Origin of the sequence: Methanoregula sp. (assembly GCF_041645475.1) — an archaeon.
Lineage (GTDB): Archaea > Halobacteriota > Methanomicrobia > Methanomicrobiales > Methanospirillaceae > Methanoregula.
On the sequence record NZ_JBAZQA010000001.1, the window covers coordinates 171998 to 194915 of the forward strand.

Consider the following 22918-nt stretch of genomic DNA (forward strand, 5'->3'; position numbering starts at 1 on the left):
AAGTGGGATGTCGTGATTAACTCGTTCCGGGGGGGTGCGGAGAGGCTCGTATTCGTACTGTGCATTGTTCTGGTGCTGGCAGTCGCGGCCGGTATTGGCGTTACGGTTCGTGCTGAAACAACACCTGATGATCCGCAAACGTATACGGTCATGCATCTCACGCACGAGCAGCTGCTGGAGGAGCAGAGACAAATCGATGCAGCGCCAAAATATTCTGCACCCGTGCGGCGTCTTCGGTCATCCCCCCCGGGTTCTGTAAGCCTTCTTCCCGATCTTCCGTATATCCCGTCAGAAAGAAACCAGGGGCAGTGCGGAAACTGCTGGGTCTGGGCATCGACCGGGGTCATTGAGATCGAGCATTCCCTGAACAATTCGGTCTGGGACCGGCTTTCCATCCAGTACTTCAACTCAAAATTCCAGAATGACACGGGAGACTTTGCGTGCGACGGGGGATCGGCATCAAGGTTTTCAGACTGGTATTCTACCGACAAGTCTCCCATCCCCTGGACAAATACAAATGCATCGTATGGCGATTATTATCCAAATCCCGATTATTCAACAAAGGTACCCATCAGTACCATTGCGACTTCTCCCGCCTACACCCTGAATTCAGTGTCGTATTCGGTTATTTCAACCAAAGGGGTGGGGAACTCCACCGCCATTACAAATATCAGGGCCGCCCTGGATGCGCATAAAGCCATTTATTATTCGATGCGATTACCTTCAGCCGGATGGACTGATTTCTCCAGGTTCTGGAGGTATGGATTGAACGAGTCTCAGTTTGACCCGTCACCATACAATGGGCAGGAATATGGCGGAGGACATGGCATTGTTATCGTAGGCTATAATACCACGGATCCGCTCCTCCCGTACTGGCTTGTTGTGAACAGCTGGGGCACAACCACAAACCGGACGGATGGCACGTTCCGGCTGAATATGAGCCTGAATTATGATGCGGAACTGAATAGTTCCGGTACATTCATCCAGCAGAACACGTTTTTTCTTTTGAATCCGGAGTTCGCGGCAAACACCGCAGCCCCGGTCGTGAGCAGGATCTCACCGGGTTCCGGCATGGCTGCCGGCGGTACTGCAGTTACCATCACGGGCATTGGCTTCACCGGAACAACGAATGTAACTTTCGGCAGCACCCCGGCAACGTCGTATACATTCAGCACGGCTGATACCGATTCACAGATGATCGCTATTGCCCCGGCCGGGAATGCCGGACCCGTTCACATCACCGTTACCAATGCCTATGGCACCTCCACACGCTCACCCGCCAACCAGTACACCTACGTAGATCCCCCCACTGATGGTGGATCTGACAACGGCCCGGCAACGCATGCGGAACCGGCAGCCCGGCAATCTTCCACAACGGAAGTGAACGTTGGCGGGAACTCTGCGGTAAGCCGGGTTGACGTGACCGGCACCGGGATTGCCGATCTGATCGTCACCGGTACAGTGCAGTCGTCTCTACCCGCAGGTGTCTCCCCTGCCCCGGGCCGCATATACGAGTATATCAGTCTCGTCCCGGCCCGGTATACGACCATCACCGGTGCAACGATAATCTTCACCATCCCGGACTCGTATTTCGCGGAGCACCACCTGACCCCGCAGGATATTGTGATGTACCATTACACCGGCACCGGATGGACAGCCCTGCCGACAACGGTCGGGTCCACAGCGCAGGGGGAGGTTACGTTCACGTCTGTAAGTACGGGGTTCTCCCTGTACGCGATCAGCGCAACACCCGGGACCGGAGGGAACCAGACAGCATCTGCCTCCACGGGGATTATCGAAGATCTGACACCGGTTTCGACGCGGTCCGAAATTCCGTCATACACAACAACGGCACCTGTCGTGCGGCAGACAACAGCCGTACCGGCATCCCCGCCACCATCCGGCGTCCCGCTTCCTGCCATTGCGGCGGGTGCTGTGATCATCCTGGTGCTTGCCGGTGCCGTTTTCCTGATCCGGCGCTGGTGGATCCGGAGACAGAACCCGGCGCTGTTCCGGAACTATGATCAGAAGAGATAAACCGTCCTCTTGTTTTCCGGAACCCGTAATCTGTTTGTGAATAGGAAAAGCACGTACCGGAGAGGAGTCCCATCCCCGTACCTTGTGACCCCCGTTGATACGTGGGCGGCTTGCCAGCTCCCCAAAGTATGTTTTAGCCCGGTCCAGCCTTGTGCGGGTCGTGGCACCGCAGGACGGATTGCAGCACATTTGCAAAGACCGGGCACCTGCCCGGATCCGCTGAAAGGATACTTCCCGGGTTTTTAAAAAATCCCTGATTCCTGCTGGCAGATCTCCCATACAGGACGATCTGGCTCATCCAAAATACGCACTCTAATTTTTCTGGAGAATGTGCATAAGTCCTATATCAGATGATTGTTAATTTTTGCAGGGGAGTTGTATGACATAATTCCACCAGAATTCAGGCTCATTTGGACAATCACTGATCGGATTTGCGATTTGTACAATACCGCGAATAACATAGAATATGATATATACATGAATATTTCTATAAATGATTATAGTCACAGATAATGAAATTGTATAATTTCAGATTTTTATCAGAAATAATCACATTCAAAATCATGAATATGTGATTCCCTTCCAGCAATAATAACAAAAAAATGATGCGGTGAATACGTATGAAAACGGTAGTTGTTTTTGTTGCATTATACTCGTACCAAAATTTTCCTGTACGGATCTTGCATCCATTACTTGAAAGAGAAAAACCAGATGTAAAAACGTACTCGGTTTTTCTGAAAAATTGTGAGGTAAATACTTTTGACCATCCGACTACGATCGAAGAGAAAATATTTTTGGAAAAGATCCGCGAATTGAATCCAACAATAGTCTCTTTTACCGTACTATCCCCCTATTTTTCTGTAGCAAAAAAATTATCATCTTTGATAAAACAGCAGCAACCGGATATTATTATTATCTGGGGCGGGATCCATCCCACGATTTATCCAGAAAGTTGTGTCAACGAAGCAGACATTGTCTGTGTTGGTGAAGGAGAGGGCGCGATAGTTGATCTTGTAACAAAAATCCAGCAAAATGAGTCGTATTGTGACATCAACAATTTGTGGGTCAAAACGGATGACAAAATCGTTAAAAATCCCCTTCGTCCGCTAATCCAGAACCTTGACTCGCTCCCAACTCCCTTGTATGGAAGTGACGCATTCTTTTTTATTGAGAATAATTCAACATCAAAAAAAGATCCAATCTTATCTAATAGCGTATATTTGATACAGTCATCAAGAGGCTGTCCATGGAGATGCTCATTTTGTGTCAACAGCCTGATGAAACCATTGTATAAGGATCTCGGCATGTTTGTCAGGAGAAAATCGGTTGGCAATGTAATTTCCGAGATAAAAGAATTCCTTGAAAAAACAAATGGGATCACGAAATATATCCTTTTTGTCGATGAAGTTTTTTCCATTGATAAAACCTGGCTGGATGAATTCATAAAACAATATCCAACTCAAATTGGCCTACCATTTTACGTTGAATATCATCCGAAATTGCTTAATGTAGAACTTTTAGACACCCTTGTCGCTGCCGGATTGGATACCATTGATCTTGGAATCCAATCGGGATCAGATAACGTTCGAAATGTGATCTACAACCGGCCAGGGACCAATAAAGAGATTATCCCGCTTGCAAAAGAGATTGTCAAGCGGAACATAACGCTAAAATTTGATTTGATTTTAGATGGACCTTATGATACTGAAGCAGACTTGGAAGAAACCATCAAACTGTTATATGAATTACCAAAGCCTCTGCATATTAATTTCTTTTCAATGCAGTTTTTCCCGAATTATCCTTTAACGAACCGGGCAATACAGGACAATATCATTAAACCGGATGAATCCCACATGGAAAATTTAATTGAAAAAACAATGAAAAACTGGAGATACCGGTCCAAATTATTTCCGGTTTCACGGTTAAATGCCCTTAAAAATATAATCTGGTTGATTGGAACCAACAATGAAAATGACAAAACGGTGAAAACGGCAGTTTTTTCAAAAGGGATTTTTCCGGTATTGATACTGGGATATTTGCATGTGAAATCGGTAATTATTAATTCCATATTTGGAGTTGGGAGACCTGTAATCATTTCTCATAGTATCAGTGCTTTTGACTACATAAAAAAAGGAAATTTTTCTCTGATCGTAAAAAAATTCAAGGAACATTATCTGGGTAGATAAGCCATGAGTTATGTTGATGGAAAAAAGGTTAACCGGTTTCCTTATTTCCTTCAATGCAAAAACGTATCAGACTCTCGTATGTAGTATTTACCGGGATCCGAAATGTTTTTTTGTACTTATGATTCGATAACAACATATCTTCCGGTCGCATGGAGCGAGTCGAGATTCATTTCAACCGGCATTACAGTGAGGGAGTAAGGCTGCATTGATCTGCAAGAGTTATGCCGAATTTGTATTTTGGACAACAATCAGACCCGGTAATAGTAAAATGCCTGCTCTGTTGAAATCCTAATCAAAAACAACGTTGTACCGACAACCGGAGATCTAAGATACAGTATCTCCTTCATTTAATGTGTCGTTAAATAGGAAGGAGACAATTAAGAAATCAGCGAGCCGGAAGATCAGGTTTATCCAGGCAGCTATTTTAATCGTCTCGTACATAATAAATAATAAAAAAATAAACTAGTCTCTCATGACAAAAAGCGGGGCAATTGTTAATAATCTATCAAAAAAGTTTTTTCCAACAAATCCAATCAAACTGGTTGATATCGGGGCCAGTGGGGGGTTGAACCCGAACTGGCAACCATTTGAAGAATCCCTTGAAGTGATTGGATTTGAACCGGATCCCCGGGCGTATAAAGAGCTGGCCGCAGCAGATAATAAGCGAATAAAATATTTCAACATCGGGGTTCATTCAGAAAAAAATATAATTGATTTTAACCTTTACCGGCAACAGACTGCCTCATCCATTTACAAACCAAAAACAGCGTTGTTAAAACAGTTTCCACGAGCTGAACGGCTTGAAGTTATTGGCCTTGAAAAAATTACTGTTGATTCCCTTGACCATATTTTGTCTGATGGACCCAAGACGGATGTTGATTTTTTGAAAATTGATACCGACGGGAACGAATTAGCAATACTGAATGGGGCAAAAAACACATTATCGGAGCAGATTTTCGGTATCGAACTTGAAGTTTATTTTGCACAGATACGTTACGAAATGCCGGTTTTCTCTGATGTTGACCAGTATTTACGGGGACATGGCTTTGAACTGTTCGATATAAGGAGAGGTTACTGGAAACGTGCAATCGGGGAAAAATACGGGAATGACAAAGGTCAGCTTATCGTCGGCGACGCACTTTACCTGAAAAATATTGAATCATTTTATCAGCAGGTATCAGAAGATCATGACGCATCCCGGAGAAAAGAAAAAATTGTAAAAGCGATCTCGGTTTGTCTAATTTACGGGTATTATGATTATGCATTACAACTGTTAGATCATTCGGCCTCAATGTTCCAGAGTGCTGAAGGAGAGTATATCCAAAGTCAGTTGCAGTCAATCATTCGCAATGGCAGGAAAATCCCAAATTTCAGAGGTCGTGGCAGGATTGCTCAGTTTTTTATGACAATGTCAAGATTTATTGAGCATCCCACGTGGGCATTTGGCGACCAGTCATTGGGGAATTAATCCTGATCCGGGGATCATCCATTTGGGGTAACCCCCTTTTTTTTATTAGTTCATTCATGGAATCAATGTTCTACACGCGATGCCACCCAACCCCTGGAATCCGGATAATCATCAAGTCCTGCAGATCTGGCCAGATTGCCACAGGGATAATGACAATTTCCTGAATTTTACTATGAGTTCCCATGAGGGCAGTTCCATATTCTTGTTTGAGTCTGAAAGTAATTATCTAAAAAGGAAAAACCGATACGTCATTACAGGATAGTATAATTCAGATTCTCCATGATGCTCTGGCTGGTTCTTGCACTGATGGGTGCTGCTTCGAATGCGGCTTACTACATTATCATCAAGAGATATGGCCGGCACCTGGATCCAAGGATCCTGACAGGGACCAGTTTTGCAATGGGGGGATGCCTGTTACTGGTTTTTTCAAAAATCCAGGGTTTTCCCCAGACAGGGCCGGATTTTTTCCCTGCGGTGGCAATAACAACGATCCTTAATATCGTCTGTTTAAGCCTGATATTCAAAGTCCTTGAATCGTCGGATCTCTCTCTGTCGGCACCCCTCCTGTCCTTCACGCCGGTCTTCCTGATTTGTACTTCATTCCTCCTCCTGTACGAACTGCCATCTGCTGCCGGGGTTACCGGCATTTGTATCATTGTTGGTGGATCGTATGTGCTCAATATTGCCGGCAGCCACAACCGTCTCCGAGACCCTGTTTTTTCAATGATAAAAAACCGTAGCAGCATAATCATGCTGCTCGTAGCATTTCTCTTCTCGATCTCGATCAATTACGATAAAATCGTGATCACCAACTCCGATCCCTTTTTCGGTATGGCCTTATCCCTCATTGCAACCGGATTTGCTTTTTGTATCCTGGCCGGTTCCTCACGGATCAGCAGCCTGATTTCAGGACAAACGAAACCGTCGGCTGATACACCGAATGAACAAAATGGCAGCATCCACAGACGATCAAAGCATTCGTACTGGTGGCTGATACCACTCATGGCGATCTTCATCGCTATCGAAGCAGCTTCCATCAACATTGCGCTCACCCTGCAGATTGTCCCCTATGTTATCGCGATCAAGCGGCTGAGCATAATTTTTATGGTCCTCTATGGGACAATCATGCTTGCTGAAAAAGAGATCAAACCAAGACTGGTTGGATCAACTCTGATGTTCATCGGTGCAGCGGTGATCATTCTCTGTCCATGACCTGATATCCTGCCAGCCCATAGCCGTTTCGATCTCTTACCCCCGCACCAGTTAAGAACAGGAAATAACTCCTGATGGTATCGGAGGAAAAAAAGAAAAACCCGGTTATCGCGGATAATCCACAATACATTTTTTTATTCAGACGGATAGTCCGCATAATTAAAAATGTGCACAGCAAATGTAACACTGATATTATGAAATCAAGAGTCCTTTTTATATATCCCACGGGCTTTAGAATTACCGGCCTTCCCATGGGGCTCGCATCATTAAGCGCTTTTTTAAAGGCCCATGGCCATTCGGTAAAAATTTTTGATACTGCATTTTATGGGTCTACGGAAGAAAAGAGCCAGACCATCGTCCGCACCGAACGCCTGATGTCCAAGCCGATTACGGACGAAGATCATTATATGCCCGTAAACCAGACAACGGTTGAAGAAGATCTTCTTAAAACCATAAGGAAATACCAGCCGCACCTCATCGCATTCTCCATTGTTGAACCAACCTATGACCAGAGCCTGAAACTGTCACGGTTTATAAAAAAACACTTCAATACCATACCCGTCGTTGCCGGGGGAGTTTTTCCAACACTTTCACCGGATATTGTTATCGCAGAAGAATCCATTGATATGGTCTGTCTTGGAGAAGGGGAAACAATTCTCAATGAGTTGTGCGAAAGGCTCGCGCAAAAATCCGGCTATACTGATGTGACGGGACTCTGGGTAAAGAAAGACGGAGTCATCCATAAAAACGATCCGCCCAGACTTCTTGATATCAATACCCTCCCGTTTCCCGATTTTACGGAATTTGATCCCCGTCTTTTCTACAAACCCATGCAGGGAAAAATGTATAAAATGATCAATATCGCATCGTCGCGGGGATGCCCGAACCAGTGCACGTTTTGTGGTGCACCCCAGTTAAGAAAATTTTTCAAGCAATACGATTGTGGATTATATTACCGGCATCTCACGGCAAAAAGACTGATTGAGCATATCCAATACGAGATCAAGGTCCACAATCCCGACTTTATCTATTTCTCGACAGAAAATTTCCTGTCAATGAAAGAAGACGATTTCCAGACGTTTATCACCGAATACCGGAAAATAAAAATACCATTCTGGATTCAGACCCGGATTGATACAATAACAAAAGAGCGGCTCGAGGCATTACGGGAGATCGGGTTACTCTGGATCACCCTTGGTCTGGAACACGGGAACGAGGAATTCCGGACAACCATTCTCAAAAGGAAATATACGAACAAGCTGTTTCTTGAACGGATGGAAATTCTGCGGGATCTGGGCATGGGTGCCACATTGAATAACATCATCGGATTTCCGTTTGAGACCCGGGAACTTGTTTTCGATACAATCCGCCTGAACAGACAGTTATATGAGCGCAATCCGCGACTGGAGAGCAATGTCTGTGTATTCACGCCATTCAGGGGATGTGACCTTTATACCATCTGCAAGGAGAACGGTTTGCTGGGTGACGAGGCATATACCTCCTCGCAGGATCAGGATGAGCAGTCAGTCTTAAAATTCCCAAAGGAATTCGCCGATACGATCGCCGGAATGGTACGAACATTTAATCTGTATATACAATTACCGGAAAAATATTTCGAGGATCTGAAAATTGCTGAGACCCCCACAGAGGAGGGAGATCGCATGCGGAAAAAACTGCTTGGGATCTGTCACAAGCTTGAGCAGGAAGCCTTGAAAACAGCCTCCCAAGATCCTTTTTCCTGATCCCGTGTGTTGTTTTATCCATCATGTATGGTTAAAAAAAGCAGACAAATCAAAAAAAACAGTTCCAGGGATGATCCCCAATACGAGGAATAATGGACCCCCTTACGTCAAAACCATTCGGCAATAAGTTCGCGCTTATTATCCCGACACGCAACCGCCCGGAAATCCTGCTCAAGCTGCTTGGGAGCATCCAGATGCAGGATGTCCTGCCCGACCAGACCATCATTGTCGATGGCAGCGATCTCCCGATCAGGAGCCGGATTGAAGCTTTTTTTCCGGACAATACAATCTATGTTCATTGTTTCCCGCCATCCCTCACAAAACAAAGAAATGCCGGACTGGCACACCTGGATAAAAATATCACCCTGATCGGGTACCTGGATGATGATATTGAGCTGGAACCGGCCGCCGTCCAGGCTCTTCTCTCGTTCTTTGAGACGGCACCTGCGGATATGGGAGGTGCCTCGTTCAATATTATCAATGTCCCCCCAAAAAAGAAGCTCATCACATTCATCCGGAAGTTGTTTTTAATTGATGGGGATGTTCCGGGAAAAGTACTGAAATCCGGGTTTTGTACCTCCATATTCCCCATGGATGCTGATGTTGACTGTAACTGGCTCTGCGGGGGTGCAACAGTCTGGAGACGTGAACTTTTCAAAACATTCTCCTTTGATGAATGGTTTGCCGGCTGGGCATATCACGAGGATGCGGATTTCAGTTACCGGGTGTCAAAACACTACCGGCTTGCCGGAATACATTCCGCAAAAGTAACGCACAACCCACCCCCGTTCAACAAGACAAAACAGAAACAACTGGGGATGATGGCCGTTATCAATCGCTACTATTTTGTTACAAAAAACAAAGAACTTTCAGTCCTGTTTTTTTTCTGGGCATCCTTTGGGGAAATTCTGATCAATATCCTGCAGAGTATCCGGGACCTGGATGGGAGCGGATTTTTGCTGGCTGCGGGTAATATCACTGGCCTGTACCGGATCATAAAAGGGGATATGGTCCAGGTTGATGTGAATTTCAGAAAACAGGCATAAAAAAACGGGTGCACAAAAGAGGGGGCAGTGATGATGTTCAGACAAGATCCAAAAACAACTCCGGGACCGGTTACCACCGTAATTCTTGACTGCGATGGCGTGATCCTTGAATCGGTTTCAGTCAAAACAGATGCCTTTGCTGAACTTTTTTCCTTTGCTGCCGGAAAAAAAGAGGAGATTATTGCATATCATCTCAATAACGGCGGAATGTCAAGGTATGATAAATTCCGATATATTTACTCAGATATTTTGAAACAACCGCTTACGGAGAGCCGGTTTGAAGAGCTCTCCCATAATTTTGCATCACTTGTCCATCAGAACGTGGTCAGATCACCATTTGTTGTCGGGGCAGAAGAGTTCCTTGAATCGTATCACAACCGGCTGGCATTGCATGTTGTCTCGGCAACACCTGAAGGGGAGTTGCTCGAGATATTTGAGGAGCGGAACCTGCTCCGGTATTTCAGAAGTGTTCACGGGGCCCCGGAAAAAAAGGCGGTTCATCTCAGAAATATTGCGAGTCGCTCCTCCTGCGATCCCTCGACATTCATCTTTGTCGGAGATGCCCGGAATGATTATAGTGCGGCAAAAGAAGCGGGCATAAGGTTTATCGCGAGAATCAAGGAGGATGAACCGGACCGGTTTATGGGATTGGCCGGTATTGAGTACAGGATTAATAACCTCCAGGATCTTGACAGGTACATCAGGGATGTAACATGCTGATTCCTCTTTCCTACCCGTTAACGCAAGATTCTCCGCTGTATCCCGGGAATCCGGAGGTTACCATCACAAAAAACCGGTCAATGGAGTTCGGGGATTCAGCAAATTCCAGTGTTGTCACGTTCGGGACACATTCCGGCACTCACATTGATGCTCCCCGTCATTTCTGCCCCACGGGAAAGACCCTGGCAGAATGCCTGCAAACACAAGGGGTTTATGAAAAAACCATCTGTATCAGCATTCCCGCCGGATCAGATACCTGCATAACTGCCGATTGCATCCGTAAACAACTGCAGAACATCACGGACATTGATGCACTGATACTCCGGACGGGATATTGTCATATCCGCGATAAGGAGCCGTTGAAGTATCGGGATAATCATCCCTGGGTCCATCCGGATGTTCCGGAATTTCTCAGGAATACATATCCGCACCTCCGGCTGTTTGGTATCGATATCCTGTCAGTTTCCCGGCCGGATCACCGGAAAATGGGGCATGACTGCCACAGGGCATTTTTATGCGGAGATCAGGGCATTCTTCTTCTTGAGGATGCGGACCTGCGCACACTGCCGGAAACCGTGACGCCCTTTCACCTCCATGTCTATCCCTGGATTCTCGGGGCGGAGGATGGATCACCGGTCATGGTTTTAGCCGATATTTAAAAAACAGATCTTCCCTCCAGCAATCTCTTTCCCAAACTCCCGCGTTCCTCCCTATGAAGTGTGGGGGAAAAAGAGGGTTAAACACTCTTCAGTAACCGGCGTAAAAAACTCCTCTGCGATCCGGGACGATGCCGCAGGTGCCGGGTCGGTTTTTTCGAGCAGGTAACAAGCGGTGTCGTAGATCTCTTTTGGCGTTGCAGCGGACGGGATGGAATCTGATTCATCATAAATATCCCGGTCAATTACCATGTCCGAACGAATATGGATAAGGGGTATTTTCTGTGCAAGAGCTTCCACAGAAACGGTTGTCGCCGTGTAGAGAATGAGATGTGTGGTTGAAAGCAGGATGTCGATGGGTTGATTCCGTATCTCAAAATTTCCCGGAAGATGAGGAATAAACGGCATAATCTTCCGGAGGGGGAGGGTAGGGTGGAATTTGATGGTCACATGAAACTGCTTTTTCTCGCCGAATGCATGGATACACTTGGTTACCAGTTCGAGAGAGAGGCTGACATCATCCGTAGTGACGACCAGTACAGGGTAAGGTATTACCTTTGGCAAAGGTTTCCTCGAGGTTTTCAGGGCAGAATATCTGAACGCACCCCCGATAATGATATGATCGGGATCAAATCCTGCATCAACGAGTGTTTTTTGTGCCCGGACTCCGTTTGCCACGATTAAATCAGGTAATGGAATAGCGGGTAATTCCGATTTCGAAAGCGTATACATCATATCCATCGGGCTTACCGGGGAATGCTGGTGCCCGATAAGACGGCAGTCCGGCCGGGTATTCCGGATACTCCGGCAAAACATCTTCTCCCACATGAGATTTTCAAAGTGATAGATAAAAACTGAGATCCATACCTTCCTTGCGAGTCGCTCACCAGCACGGTAATAGAGGAATGTCTGGGCCGATCGGGTGTTCAACAGATCTTCATGAATCTCTTCCTGAATAATGGGATCAACATTCCGGTTATGAAAGAGGGGTGCAAAAGGTATCCGCGGATAGCCGTTATGGGTGGTAACCAGCGCAAAAAGGGGATCAAGGGGTGAGATGAACTCCTCTAAAAGGAAACACTTTTCGCGGGTTTTGTAAAGGCTTGTGAGGGCAACCGGGTAAAACAGGGTTGGCAGAACCGTGCAGAGGTACATCACATTCTGGTTTTTTTCTTTTAACAGGGTTCCAAGATTTCCGAGAAAAATATCGTCAAATTTCCCTTCATTCCGGAAGGTCCGGTTGTCGATTAACGAATGAATAAGACTCACATTTTCCCGCGGCCAGGATTTTCGGTAACGGGAACAAATCAGACCAAAAATACGTGCGAGAATTGAACGGACACTCCACCTTACGATAAAATATGCCATTTTTACCAGAGAGATTACCAGCATCCTGCTCTTCTTCCAATACAGGTTAATCGGTGAATCCAGGAGGACGAGGTCGATTGCAGGATCATGGGAGAGGGCATCGCGGATACCTGCCATAACACCCCGGGACTCACAGAGGATAAGGAGATTTCCAGGTTCTTTTTGGGCTACCCTTACGGCAACATCAAGATAACAAAAATGGAGGAAGGCATTGGAAATGAAGGGATTTTTCTCGGATAAGGAGGTCCACCACCAGGACACGCCGGTTCCGTTGCAGGAAAGCTGCCCGATATAATCAATAAAATCCTGGCGGAGCCGCAGGGCGCTATCCTGAAGATCGTTGCCAATATCGATTCGTGAGGATTGCCCGGGCATTTTTTTTTCAAGAGAGAGACAGAGAGGAACATTTTTCCCAAGATAGAGCCAGGAAAAAGCCCCCGGATTGGAATTGCCGGCTAAAAAATTCTGTATTATGTGCTCGTCGGCATACGATATGATAATTTTTCTCTTCCCGTCTCGGCCCATCGCAATTCCTTAATTACCTTAAAAATTAAGGTTCTATCGTGATAAATAAGTAAGTGCACTATCCATTTTATAGCACAGCAACAACCATGCCCGAGGCATTCCCCGATGAAAAAACACCCGATAGCAATCACCATCCGATCGTTTGGATTGAATCTTAAAAACCAGAAGGAACTCCAGAAAACCTGCAGTCTCCGGTATATCAATACAACCGGCAACCGTCTGACCGGACCGGAGTTGTCTGAGATCCTCAAAGGCATTGAAGGTGTGATTGCCGGCACGGAACCCTTTTCCCGCCAGGTTATTGAATCCGCAACCGATCTCAGGGTGATATCACGGGTTGGTGTCGGACTGGATTCAATTGACCTGGATGCCGCAAAAGAGCGGGGAATTGCCGTTAAAAATACCCCTGATGCGCCGGTTCAGGCCGTGGCAGAACATACCCTTGCACTGATACTGGATCTGCTGAAAAAAATCACCGCCTACAACACGAATATCCACCGGGGGGATTTCCATGTTGAGACCGGCCGGATGCTTGCCGGTAAACGGGTTGGAATAATCGGGCTTGGAAGGATCGGCACCCGGGTTGCCACTCTTGCCAGTGCACTCGGGTGTACCATCGCATATTACGATCCGTTCAGAATGACCGGGCTTTCGGAAACCTGGCAGGCCTGTTCTTCCATGGAACAGCTGTTGGAAACATCAGACATCGTGACCCTCCATATGACACCTCATAAGAGCGAAAAGCCGTTACTGGATACGGAGTCACTCAGTCTGATAAAAAATGGCGCTGTCGTCATCAATACCGCAAGAGGATCCCTCATTGATGAGCCTGCGCTGATCCACGCACTTTCATCCGGGCGGATCGCGGGAGCGGGTCTGGATGTATTTTCCCATGAGCCATATTCGGGAAGATTGCTTGAATTTCCCCAGGTTGTAATGACGCCCCACGTTGCATCGAATACGGATGAATCACGACAGCAGATGGAAATAGAAGCGGTTAATAATATTATTACGGCGTTTGAGGAATAGCAAATGAGAGCTCTTGTCACGGGTGGTGCGGGCTTTGTCGGGCACCATATCGTAAACGAACTGGTAAAGCAAAAGATCAAAACAGTTGTGTTTGATCTTGCCGAACCATCGGATTTTTTCGATCAGAACCCCACTCTGAAAAATTCCCCGTTAATTGACTATATCCAGGGCGATGTCCTGGATTATGATCAGGTGGATGGTGCAGTAAAAAAATGCAATACCATATTCCATACAGCGGCAATCGCGGATATTGAAGAGTCACGGCATCAGCCGGTCAGGACAATGCAGATCAATGTGATGGGAACCGTGAATTGCCTTGAAGCTGCAAAAAAGCATGCCATTTCCCGCTTTCTCTATGCCAGCTCGGCCTATACTGCCGGGAAAAAGGGCTCATTTTACCGGGTCTCAAAACAGGCAAGTGAAGCGCTCTGTAAAACCTATTACGAAGAGCATGGACTGGAATATACCATTCTTCGCTATGGCAGCCTCTACGGGCGTGAATCAAATCAGTGGAACTTCATTTACGGACTCTGCAAGGCGGTCCTCACCACCGGCGAATTCACGTACATGAGTTCCCCTGAATCAGAACGGGAATATATCCATATCAACGATGCCGCACATGAGACCGTCAGGATTGCGAGTGAAAAGGAATTTGCCAATAAAGCAGTCCTGATCACCGGGCATCAGCGGATAAAAATCAAAGAACTTTTTGCTATGCTTGAGGAGATCGTGGGCAAAAAGATACAAATTCATTACAACCCGCAACTGGTTCAGTCCCATTATGTCATGACGCCATATTCATTCGAAGCGGATGTTGCCACGCGAATCAACCTGTCGGAATACATCGATATCAGCGAAGGGATTCTCGATTGCCTGCGGGCGGTCCAGAACGAGATTGATCAGCAGGAATCAGGAAAACCGGGAGACATCTGAATGGCAAAGGCAGTTGATTCAATTTTACATACCATTGCAGGGCACAGTGTCGTGCAGAGAGAGGATGCCCGGTATAAAGATTACCGGAAGAAATGGAACGAATGGCCGGAGACCGGCCAGTATGGGGATTTTCCCCTTCACCTGGATGTTGAGCCAACAAATGCCTGCAACCTCCGGTGTCCATTCTGTGCAACAACGTATAACAAATATGCAAAAGGGTTCATGGAAGAGAAGATCTGGAAACGGATTCTTGATGAAGCGGGAAAAAAGGAACTGAACTCACTCAAATTCACGTTTCGCGGCGAACCCCTGCTGCACAACGACCTTGCCCGGATGGTATCCTATGCCAAAAATGCAGGCATCCAGGATGTGTATTTCAATACAAATGCATTGCGGCTGGACGAGCCGACCATCCGGGATCTGCTGAATTCCGGGCTGGATCGGATCTCCGTTTCTTTTGAGGGATATACAAAAGAGATTTATGAGAAGTACCGGGTCGGATCCACCTTTGAGACCGTTGTTCACAACCTGGAACTTCTCAAAAGCATCAAAGAAGAGCTCGGCCTCAAATCCCCGCTGGTCCGGATCCAGACCGTCCTCGTACCGGAACTTGAGGGAAAAGAGAACGAATATGCAGCGTTCTGGGCCTCAAAAGTGGATGAAGTGGCCTATCTTGACATGAAAAGCGAAGCAGGCAACCCGGATCACCGGGGAATACACAGTGACTGGGCATGTCCGATGCTCTGGCAGCGGATGACCATAACCTGGGACGGGAAGATCCTGCCCTGCATCCATGACATTTTCGAATGGGACTCGTTTGGAAAGATCGGTGATATTTCAATTGCCGATGCCTGGACAAGTGCCCGGCAAAACGAGTTCAGAAACCTCCACCGGGAATGCAATGCCCACATGATCCAGCGCTGTGATCGTTGCCCTTACCGGGAGAGCGAAATCCGGAAATTACAAGGAAACTGATACCATGATCGTTGCATTACTCATTGGCAGGGAAGGAAGCCAGGGATTTCCCGGGAAGAACATCTATCCCATCCTTGGAAAACCCATGATGGAATACCCGTTGGAAGCAGCTGTTGAGGCAAAAACCGTTGACAAGGTTTACATCTCGACGGATTCCGAGAAAATTAAGGAGATCGGACGGAAGCATCAGGCTTCGATCATCGATCGCCCGGATGAACTGTGCGGAAACAAGGCACTCGGAGAGAATGTCTTTGTGCACGGCTACCAGGTTATCAAAGAGGAACTGGCAAAGGAAAACAAATCCATTGAACAGATCATCCTGATGCACTGCAATTCACCCACAATCCTTCCGGAAACTATCGACGAGGGTGTCGGAGTTCTCCGTAAAAATCCCGAGTATGATTCCGCAGTCACGGTATCCCGGTATAATATGTGGAGCCCGCTGCGGGCACGAAAGATCGGATCTGACGGACTGCTTCATCCCTTTGTTCCGTTCGAAACCTTCGGGAATCCAAAAACCCTGAACTGTGACAGGGATTCACAGGGAGATGTCTGGTTTGCGGATATGGGTGTATCCATTGTGCGTCCGCGCTGCCTTGACCATATCGAAAACGGGCTCCTCCCCCAGAAATGGATGGGCCAGAATATCTATCCCCTCAAGCAGTGGGGAGGATGCGACGTGGACTACCGGTGGCAGTTGCCGCAGGTGGAATACTGGATCAAGGAATACCGGCAGGGAAAAAAGGAGAGTTGATCCGTGATCCCAAAAGCGCACCTGCCGGACATCTACCGCACCCCTGTTGACAGGACGCCCCGCTCCTCATATATCCGCCTGGATAAAAATGAATGGACCGTTCCCCTTCCAAAGAAGCTACTGGCCCGGATCAAAAATGAGATCTCACCGGATTTCCTGTCCTGCTATCCCGAGGTCTACAAATTATACGATGCCCTCTCCGACTTCCATTCCCTTCCCCAGGATCATTTTCTTCCGGCAGCGGGTTCCGACGGGGCTATCCGGGCCACATTTGATGCGTTTGTCTCACCCGGGGATGAAATTATCAACATCCAGCCAAACTTTGCAATGTATACGGTGTATGCAAACCTGTACCAGGCCAAAGAGATCAGTGTTTTTTACCATCCTGAAAAACTGACCCTCGACATCAGCGAGGTAATCAAAAAGATCAGCCGGAAAACCCGTCTCATTATCGTCTCAAACCCCAACAGTCCTGCCGGGGTTCTCCTCTCAAATGATCAGATCAGGCAACTGCTTGATGCAGCATCGGATTGTGACGCCGGCGTTCTTGTGGACGAGGCATATTACCCGATATCCGGAACTACCGCTGTTGACCTGTTAAAGGAATATCCGAATCTCATTGTCCTGCGATCGTTCTCGAAGGCATTCGGGCTCGCTTCAGCACGGGTCGGATACGCCATAGGCCGCCCGGAGATAATTGGTCTCCTTGCAAAATTCAAACCAATGTACGAGGTTAATTCGTTAGGGGTACTGTGTTGTACAACCCTGATCAGACATTATCCAGTCGTAGAAAAATCCGTCCGGCAGTTATTGAAAAACAAAAAGGATTTTGTCCGCAATGTAGAAGCCCTCGGGCTGACCGTCCTGCCGTCAGGAACGAATTTTGTCAACATTGTTGTTGGGGAGGCGCAGTGTCAGCCCCTGATCAAAAAGTTCGAAGATAATGGCGTACTTATCCGTCCCGGGTATAACTGGGGCATCCTCAGGCAGTGCATACGAATATCAATTGGCGATAAAAAATCGATGAAAACCGTATCTGGCATCCTGAAGAGGTGGGTTGATGAAAAACAAGACTGATAGAAAATTCCGGGTGTTGTTCGTGTATCCGAACACCATGATGGCAACGCTGCTCCCGATCAATATCTCGCTTTTGAATGCCTGCCTCCAAAGGGAAGGGATCGACACAAAATTGTTCGATACAACGTTTTACCACACAGAAGAGATCAATTTCGAGCAAAAGAAAGTCCAGCTCCTCCAGATCAAGAAATTCAGCTACCAGGACACCGGGGTAAAATTCAAAGAAACAAACATTTTCGACGATCTCAATACCATGATCGCGGAATACCAGCCGGACCTGATTGCCTTTACGATTGTCCAGGACACGCTCAACCTGACAAAAGACCTGGTCAGCCACATCCGGCACTGGAAGATCCCGACAATTGCCGGAGGCGTTGCGGTTACCTTCAGTCCTGAAGAGATACTGGCCATTGATGGCATTGATATCATCTGCGTTGGCGAAGGAGAGGGGGCCCTTGTCGAACTCTGCCGGAAGATGTCCCGGCAGGAAGATTATTCTTCAGTACAAAACCTGTATTGCAAGACACCAAACGGGATCGTCAGAAACACGATCCGCGATCCGGTTGACCTCGACAGCCTCCCCTTCATCAATTATGACCTTTTTGATAAGGAGCGGATTTACCGCCCGATGATGGGGAAGATCTATGCCATGCTGCACGTGGAGCTGGACCGGGGATGCCCCTATTTTTGTGCCTACTGCGGTGCACCGGAATTAAAAAAGCAGTACAAGGAAAAAACCGGGTGCAATTACTACCGGCAGAAATCAACCGATCGGATTATTGATGAGATGAAATACCTCTGTGACAAGTACAACCCGGGGTATATCGATTTTGATTCCGAGACATTCCTCGCCCGCCCGGTTCCTGAGCTGAAACAATTTGCCGAACGGTACAAAAAGGAGATAAAACTGCCTTTCTGGTGCCAGTCACGCCCTGAGACGGTTACGGACGAGAAGATTGCAATCCTGAAAGACATGGGATGCAAGAACCTGCAGTTCGGGGTTGAACAGGGAAATGAGGAGTTCCGGAAAAAGGTTCTCAACAGGTCCCATTCCAATGCACAGATGCTCGCGGCATTGAAAACCGTTGAGAAATACCAGATTGAATACACGGTCAATAACATCATTGGTTTTCCCGGAGAGACACGGGAGCTCGTCTTTGATACGATCGCAATAAACCGCTTGATCAATCCGACAACCATGAATGTCTACCTGTTTACCCCCTATAAGGGAACGCAGTTGTTTGATTATTGTGTGGAAAACGGATACCTGGACAAGGATGCCGAGGTTCACCAGCTGCTGGACAGCACGGAACTGAAAAACCAGCCACTGTCGTATGCAGAACTCAAGGGTCTCCAGAGGACATTTCCCCTCTATGCAAAATTCCCGGAATCCGATTATGATCTGATCCGGAGAGCAGAAGTGTTCGATGATGAAGGTAACAGGATCTTTGAAGAGCTCAAAGCGAAATTTTATGAAAAAGTGTTCAAGATGAATTACAAATAATCCGCTTTTTTTTATTGGTGCGTTTAAAAAAAATTATCCTGAACGGGATTTTTTGATAAATGCCTGGGTTTTTCCTATTCCTTTCTGAAGAGACGTTTTTGGTTCCCAGCCGATTAACCGTTTTGCCTTTGAGGGATCACACAGGAGCCGGGGGATCTCACTCTGGGGATGGATGTGCCGGACATGTTTTATCCGGGATTCATCGGTGCAGATCATTGCTGCAAGGTCATTGATGGTAATATCCGTTCCAAGGCCGGCATTCAGGATTTCCCCGGTACATTGCCCGCTCATCGCAGCCATTACAACAAATTCCGCGCAGTCCTCCACATACATCAGGTCACGCGTCTGGGTTCCGTCACCATAGATGCTGAGCGGTTCCCTGCTGAGCGCTTTGTCAATGAAAATCGAGACAACGCCACCTTCGCCGGTGCTTTTCTGGAACGGGCCGTAGGTATTGAACGGGCGGAGGATCACGGTGGGAAGCCCGTAGGCATGGAAGTACGACTGGACCATATTCTCACCGGCAAGTTTTGCACCGGCATAGGGCGAGGCGGCTTTTGTGGGGTGGGTTTCGCCAATCGCTCCTTTCGAGGAGGCTGTATCATACACCATGCAGGTACTCATGAATACAAACCGGGAGTTTGTCTTTCTTGCTTCTTCAAGAAGGTTGAACGTACCGATAACATCATTGTCGAACACTTTCTGCGGGTTGTCGATGCTTTCCTGGACAATAATATTTGCCGCAAGGTGGATGACAACATCGAATTTATTCCGGAAGATCTCGGAGAGGGTTTTTTTGTTTTTGATATCTCCCGTTTTTACAACCAGGTTCGGGTTGTTTGAAAATTCCCGGAGATTTTCCAGGCTTCCATTGGAGAGGTCGTCCAGGACAACAACGGAATTTTCTTCCTGTAAAAGACGGCTGACAACCCAGCGCCCGATAAAACCTGCTCCGCCGGTAACAAGAACGTTCATACCATTGCCTCATCGAGGAGCTGCTGGATCTGCGCAGGTTTGAGCAGGTCCATCTGGGAAGAGGTCTTCATGGTTTTTACCGGAGCATAATCCGCATAATTGGCAAAATCCCCGGTTTTTATCTGGGGGAGGATGACGTACATATCGCTTCCTTCAAGAGCCCGCGACATCTCTTCTTCGGTCATGATCTCCTCGTACATCTTCTCACCGGGTTTTTTGCCGATGATGGTCTTTTTGGCTTTTCCGTATCGCCCGATCATAACGTCCGCCAGATCCCCGATCCTGACAACCGGCATCTTGAAAATAAAGATCTCGCCGCCTTCAGAAAGAACCCCCGCCTTGAGGACGAGGTCGATGGCCGTTTCCTGGGTGATCATGAACCTCGTCATGACGGGGTCGGTGATCGTGAGGTTTCCCTGTTCAAGAATCTGTTTTTTAAAGAGGGGGATAACCGAACCGCTGGTCCCGACAACGTTCCCAAAACGGCAGCAGGAAAAAACGGTTGTCCGGGCTCCATAATCGTTTGCAGCAATGATCAGTTTCTCTGCAAGGAGTTTGGTTGTTCCCATCGTGTTTGAGGGGTTTGCTGCCTTGTCGGAGCTGGTGAAAACAACTTTTTTCACGCCCTGGTTAATTGCGGCCTGGATGACATTTGTTGTCCCGTTGATATTGGTTTCAACGGCATCGAGCGGATTATATTCACATTCGAGAACGTGCTTGTAGGAAGCCCCGTGGATTACGATATCAATCCCCTTGAAGGCATACTGGAGCCGGTCAAGGTTCTTGATATCCCCGAGCAGGAACCGGATCCGGTTGCCATATTCCGTGCCGTATTTCTGGCGAAGGTTGAATAACCCGTTCTCATTGATATCAAAAAGGGCAATGGTTTTGGGTTGATACTCCAGCAGTTTTTCACAGAGTGCCTGGCCGACACTGCCAGCCCCGCCCGTGATTAAAATATTTTTCCCCGCATAAAAATTTTTCATGGAACGATCCTCAGGTATTCTGCAACTCACTACTCTATAAGGATGGGTGAAATTAATAAAAAATTCTTTCCCGTCAGCCATTTTCACCTCATCACCCAAAACCCGTCGTGATTATCAAAAAATGTACAGGAAAAACCAAAATACTCCGGTCTCTCATGAAAAGAGTGATTTTTTAAATCAACGATAATAATTAATGATTAGATGCAACCCATCAGCCCTCACAAGGATTTCAGGGTCCTCTTTGTTTACCCCAATGTAATGTTAATTACCCTGCTGCCGGTTGGAATACCCGTCCTCCATTCATGCCTCAAAAATGCTGGATTCCAGACAAAACTCTTTGATACCACCCTCTACAAAACCGAAGAAACCACCTTCGACATGAAAAAAGTCGACCTCCTCCAGTTAAGAAAATTCAGTTACGAGGATGTCGGCGTCACCGTTAAAAAAACGGATATGACGGCAGATTTTGTTCAGCTGGTTAATGAATACAAACCCGACCTGATCTCGTTCAGCATAGTTCAGGATACCATTGGCATTGCAAAACAATTGCTCGCTTCAATCAGCGATACGAATATTCCCGTGATTGCCGGAGGGGTGTTTCCAACCCTCTGTCCCGAAGAGGCCATTTCCATTGAGGGCATTGACATTATCTGTGTTGGTGAAGGGGAAGAGGCGCTTCTCGAACTCTGTGAAGGTATGTACCGGAAGAGAGATGTGAAATCCATCAAAAATCTGTGGTTCAAAACCGATCAGGGCATCATTAAAAACGAGATACGACGACCGTCGGATATCAATAAACTTCCCTACATTGACTTTGATCTTTTTGAAAAAGAACGTCTTTACCGGCCCATGCAGGGGAAGATGTATGCAATGATCCATATCGAGATCGATCGCGGCTGTCCCTACAACTGCTCCTATTGCGCTTCTCCGCGGTTAAGAGAGCTGTACCAGACCCGGACCAGCCGGAAGTATTACCGGCAGAAAAATGTTGACCGGGTCCTGGACGAGATGGTAGCCCTCGTGAAAAAATATAGTCCCGGCTACATTGATTTCAACTCCGAGACATTCCTTGCCCGGCCCATTGAGGATCTGAAACATTTTGCAGCCCGGTATAAAAAAGAGATTGGCATCCCGTTCTGGTGCCAGACCCGTCCAGAGACCCTCAATGACGAGAAAGTGGCGCTGTTAAAGGACATGGGCTGCAAAAACATGAATATCGGGATTGAAAGCGGGAGTGAAGCGTTCCGGAAACGGGTTTTAAAACGAACCTATTCCAACGAGGATATCCTCAAAGGCCTCCAGATCCTCGATAAATACCAGATCCAGTACACCCTCAACAACATTATCGGTTTTCCTGATGAGACAAGGGAAAATATTTTTGACACCATCGATATCATCCGCCAGGTCCATCCCACAACGGTGAATGTGTATATATTTGCAGCATACCGGGGAACCCCGCTCTTCGATTATTGTGTTGAAAAGGGATACCTTGAGCCCGATGCAGCAGTTCATCAGCTCATCTACGGGACGGAACTGAAAAACCAGCCCCTCAGTTACCAGCAACTGAAAGGGATCCAGAGGGCATTTCCGCTGTACACGATGTTACCGGATCCCGACTTTGATCGGATACGCCTGGTTGAAACCTTTGATGAGAAAGGCAATGCTGCATTCGAAGAGCTGAAAAAAGAGTTTTATGAACATGTGTTCAAGATAAAAACTCCTTAA

General features: G+C 47.1%; 18 protein-coding genes. 15 read left to right on the forward strand and 3 right to left on the reverse strand.

Features of this window, described 5'->3' with window-relative positions:
* Positions 1 to 12 precede the first annotated feature (12 nt).
* From WC598_RS00855 to WC598_RS00890, 8 genes are all read left to right on the forward strand, one after another.
* Positions 13 to 2037: a PGF-pre-PGF domain-containing protein gene (locus WC598_RS00855; RefSeq protein WP_372959571.1), complete on the forward strand. Its 2025-nt coding sequence runs from the start codon at positions 13 to 15 to the stop codon at positions 2035 to 2037.
* A 620-nt stretch (positions 2038 to 2657) separates the two neighbouring features.
* Complete coding sequence (locus WC598_RS00860; protein WP_372959572.1) at positions 2658 to 4223, forward strand: radical SAM protein; 1566 nt, start codon at positions 2658 to 2660, stop codon at positions 4221 to 4223.
* 472 nt (positions 4224 to 4695) lie between these two features.
* The gene (locus tag WC598_RS00865; protein ID WP_372959573.1) at positions 4696 to 5691 is read left to right on the forward strand and encodes an FkbM family methyltransferase; all 996 of its coding nucleotides are present in this window, start codon (positions 4696 to 4698) and stop codon (positions 5689 to 5691) included.
* A 279-nt stretch (positions 5692 to 5970) separates the two neighbouring features.
* On the forward strand, positions 5971 to 6903 hold the full coding sequence (locus tag WC598_RS00870) for an EamA family transporter (RefSeq protein ID WP_372959574.1): 933 nt from the start codon (positions 5971 to 5973) through the stop codon (positions 6901 to 6903).
* A gap of 251 nt (positions 6904 to 7154) precedes the next feature.
* The gene (locus WC598_RS00875) at positions 7155 to 8645 is read left to right on the forward strand and encodes a radical SAM protein (RefSeq protein WP_372959575.1); all 1491 of its coding nucleotides are present in this window, start codon (positions 7155 to 7157) and stop codon (positions 8643 to 8645) included.
* Positions 8646 to 8737: 92 nt separating this feature from the next.
* Positions 8738 to 9691: a glycosyltransferase family 2 protein gene (locus WC598_RS00880; RefSeq protein WP_372959576.1), complete on the forward strand. Its 954-nt coding sequence runs from the start codon at positions 8738 to 8740 to the stop codon at positions 9689 to 9691.
* A 30-nt stretch (positions 9692 to 9721) separates the two neighbouring features.
* Positions 9722 to 10411: an HAD family hydrolase gene (locus WC598_RS00885; protein WP_372959577.1), complete on the forward strand. Its 690-nt coding sequence runs from the start codon at positions 9722 to 9724 to the stop codon at positions 10409 to 10411.
* Positions 10405 to 11070, forward strand: coding sequence for a cyclase family protein (locus WC598_RS00890; RefSeq protein ID WP_372959578.1), 666 nt, complete (start codon positions 10405 to 10407; stop codon positions 11068 to 11070). Before WC598_RS00885 ends, WC598_RS00890 begins: the two co-directional genes overlap by 7 nt.
* Before the next feature lie 51 nt (positions 11071 to 11121).
* On the opposite strand, the gene WC598_RS00895 is transcribed toward WC598_RS00890, so the two are convergent.
* Positions 11122 to 12960, reverse strand: a complete 1839-nt coding sequence (locus tag WC598_RS00895) for a hypothetical protein (RefSeq protein ID WP_372959579.1) — start codon at positions 12958 to 12960, stop codon at positions 11122 to 11124.
* Between the two features lie 105 nt (positions 12961 to 13065).
* On the opposite strand from WC598_RS00895, the gene WC598_RS00900 reads away from it, so the two are divergent.
* From WC598_RS00900 to WC598_RS00925, 6 genes are read left to right on the forward strand one after another with little or no spacing between them, the layout of a single operon-like run.
* Entirely contained in the window at positions 13066 to 13989 is a 924-nt protein-coding gene (locus WC598_RS00900) for a phosphoglycerate dehydrogenase (RefSeq protein ID WP_372959580.1), read from the forward strand.
* Between the two features lie 3 nt (positions 13990 to 13992).
* A complete protein-coding gene (locus tag WC598_RS00905; RefSeq protein ID WP_372959581.1) occupies positions 13993 to 14922 on the forward strand; it encodes an NAD-dependent epimerase/dehydratase family protein in 930 nt (309 codons plus the stop codon).
* Complete coding sequence (locus tag WC598_RS00910; protein ID WP_372959582.1) at positions 14923 to 15897, forward strand: radical SAM protein; 975 nt, start codon at positions 14923 to 14925, stop codon at positions 15895 to 15897.
* Positions 15898 to 15901: 4 nt separating this feature from the next.
* A complete protein-coding gene (locus tag WC598_RS00915; protein WP_372959583.1) occupies positions 15902 to 16651 on the forward strand; it encodes a cytidylyltransferase domain-containing protein in 750 nt (249 codons plus the stop codon).
* 3 nt (positions 16652 to 16654) lie between these two features.
* Positions 16655 to 17728 (forward strand): histidinol-phosphate transaminase, encoded by a 1074-nt coding sequence (locus tag WC598_RS00920; RefSeq protein ID WP_372959584.1) that lies wholly within the window; start codon positions 16655 to 16657, stop codon positions 17726 to 17728.
* Entirely contained in the window at positions 17712 to 19232 is a 1521-nt protein-coding gene (locus WC598_RS00925) for a radical SAM protein (RefSeq protein ID WP_372959585.1), read from the forward strand. The genes WC598_RS00920 and WC598_RS00925 overlap by 17 nt, the downstream gene beginning before the upstream one ends.
* A gap of 33 nt (positions 19233 to 19265) precedes the next feature.
* Here WC598_RS00925 and WC598_RS00930 read toward each other — a convergent pair whose 3' ends face one another.
* Both WC598_RS00930 and WC598_RS00935 read right to left on the reverse strand, forming a co-directional pair.
* On the reverse strand, positions 19266 to 20207 hold the full coding sequence (locus tag WC598_RS00930) for a dTDP-glucose 4,6-dehydratase (protein WP_372959586.1): 942 nt from the start codon (positions 20205 to 20207) through the stop codon (positions 19266 to 19268).
* Positions 20204 to 21193 carry an SDR family NAD(P)-dependent oxidoreductase gene (locus WC598_RS00935; RefSeq protein ID WP_372959587.1) on the reverse strand — a complete coding sequence of 330 codons (990 nt, stop codon included), beginning with the start codon at positions 21191 to 21193 and terminating at the stop codon, positions 20204 to 20206. The genes WC598_RS00930 and WC598_RS00935 overlap by 4 nt, the downstream gene beginning before the upstream one ends.
* A gap of 201 nt (positions 21194 to 21394) precedes the next feature.
* On the opposite strand from WC598_RS00935, the gene WC598_RS00940 reads away from it, so the two are divergent.
* Positions 21395 to 22918, forward strand: coding sequence for a radical SAM protein (locus WC598_RS00940; RefSeq protein WP_372959588.1), 1524 nt, complete (start codon positions 21395 to 21397; stop codon positions 22916 to 22918).

What these genes read in the sequence shown, in the direction of transcription:
- WC598_RS00935 (WP_372959587.1), bottom strand. Translation starts at nt 21,193, where the DNA reads ATGAAAAATTTTTATGCGGGGAAAAATATTTTAATCACGGGCGGGGCT.
- WC598_RS00885 (WP_372959577.1), top strand. Translation starts at nt 9,722, where the DNA reads ATGATGTTCAGACAAGATCCAAAAACAACTCCGGGACCGGTTACCACC.
- WC598_RS00900 (WP_372959580.1), top strand. Translation starts at nt 13,066, where the DNA reads ATGAAAAAACACCCGATAGCAATCACCATCCGATCGTTTGGATTGAAT.
- WC598_RS00880 (WP_372959576.1), top strand. Translation starts at nt 8,738, where the DNA reads ATGGACCCCCTTACGTCAAAACCATTCGGCAATAAGTTCGCGCTTATT.
- WC598_RS00915 (WP_372959583.1), top strand. Translation starts at nt 15,902, where the DNA reads ATGATCGTTGCATTACTCATTGGCAGGGAAGGAAGCCAGGGATTTCCC.
- WC598_RS00940 (WP_372959588.1), top strand. Translation starts at nt 21,395, where the DNA reads ATGCAACCCATCAGCCCTCACAAGGATTTCAGGGTCCTCTTTGTTTAC.
- WC598_RS00870 (WP_372959574.1), top strand. Translation starts at nt 5,971, where the DNA reads ATGATGCTCTGGCTGGTTCTTGCACTGATGGGTGCTGCTTCGAATGCG.
- WC598_RS00875 (WP_372959575.1), top strand. Translation starts at nt 7,155, where the DNA reads ATGGGGCTCGCATCATTAAGCGCTTTTTTAAAGGCCCATGGCCATTCG.
- WC598_RS00905 (WP_372959581.1), top strand. Translation starts at nt 13,993, where the DNA reads ATGAGAGCTCTTGTCACGGGTGGTGCGGGCTTTGTCGGGCACCATATC.
- WC598_RS00930 (WP_372959586.1), bottom strand. Translation starts at nt 20,207, where the DNA reads ATGAACGTTCTTGTTACCGGCGGAGCAGGTTTTATCGGGCGCTGGGTT.
- WC598_RS00925 (WP_372959585.1), top strand. Translation starts at nt 17,712, where the DNA reads ATGAAAAACAAGACTGATAGAAAATTCCGGGTGTTGTTCGTGTATCCG.
- WC598_RS00910 (WP_372959582.1), top strand. Translation starts at nt 14,923, where the DNA reads ATGGCAAAGGCAGTTGATTCAATTTTACATACCATTGCAGGGCACAGT.
- WC598_RS00865 (WP_372959573.1), top strand. Translation starts at nt 4,696, where the DNA reads ATGACAAAAAGCGGGGCAATTGTTAATAATCTATCAAAAAAGTTTTTT.
- WC598_RS00895 (WP_372959579.1), bottom strand. Translation starts at nt 12,960, where the DNA reads ATGGGCCGAGACGGGAAGAGAAAAATTATCATATCGTATGCCGACGAG.
- WC598_RS00860 (WP_372959572.1), top strand. Translation starts at nt 2,658, where the DNA reads ATGAAAACGGTAGTTGTTTTTGTTGCATTATACTCGTACCAAAATTTT.
- WC598_RS00890 (WP_372959578.1), top strand. Translation starts at nt 10,405, where the DNA reads ATGCTGATTCCTCTTTCCTACCCGTTAACGCAAGATTCTCCGCTGTAT.